2 protein-coding genes are annotated in these 611 nt (G+C 38.1%); both read right to left on the bottom strand.

Translation table 11 applies throughout. From position 1 onward, the window contains the following. On the bottom strand, window positions 1–157 hold a 157-nt coding region (locus I6E26_RS11415), incomplete at its 3' end, for a nucleotidyltransferase substrate binding protein (protein WP_419179927.1). Next, the gene (locus I6E26_RS11065) at window positions 145–450 is read right to left on the bottom strand and encodes a nucleotidyltransferase family protein (protein WP_235321919.1); all 306 of its coding nucleotides are present in this window, start codon (window positions 448–450) and stop codon (window positions 145–147) included. The genes I6E26_RS11065 and I6E26_RS11415, both read right to left, overlap by 13 nt. Between the last annotated feature and the right edge of the window lie 161 nt (window positions 451–611).

Raw genomic sequence — 611 nt, 5'->3', positions numbered from 1 at the left:
AATCCTTAGCACATTTCCAGAGTATTTCGTAAGAAAATTCAAATCTCTGTATCATGGCATCTCGCTCTACCTCAGACCATTCAGTTTTGCCAGCTAACTCCTCTAGCTTGGACACAGCCCGTTCTGCCAAAGCCAATCTTTCCTTTAGCTTTTCCACAAAATCCCCTCCTGGTGTATACTACTTCTCAGACACTCTGCTGCCATCCCCATGTAAACCACATCGACAATATAGATAATATCTGAATTATCCAAAGCCTCTCGAAATTCATTAACCTTGTACTCTAAAGCAGAATCTATATACACACCGGATTTACTCTCTATGGCAATATCCACATCCGAACTCTGCCTAGCCTCTCCTCTAGCCCAAGAACCAAAAAGATATATCCTCACATCACTATCCTGCCAAAAATCCAGTGTGAAATTCTTCAGTTTAATAAAATATTCATTCATATATCCACCTTATGACACCGCTTCTCGTTACCTATTATGACTATTGAGAAATATCCTGCCAAAACATTCTTTTTTTACAAGATATACCCTAATCCTATCAAAAATGACATTTTTTTACAAGGTACACTAAAAGATTAGCAATCAAGTTTTATGCCCCTATG

This window comes from Anaerovibrio lipolyticus, assembly GCF_021531495.1.
In the GTDB taxonomy this organism is placed as follows: Bacteria; Bacillota; Negativicutes; order Selenomonadales; family Selenomonadaceae; genus Anaerovibrio.
Note: the sequence above shows the minus strand (reverse complement) of the source record. Positions and strands in the feature narration are given on the sequence as shown.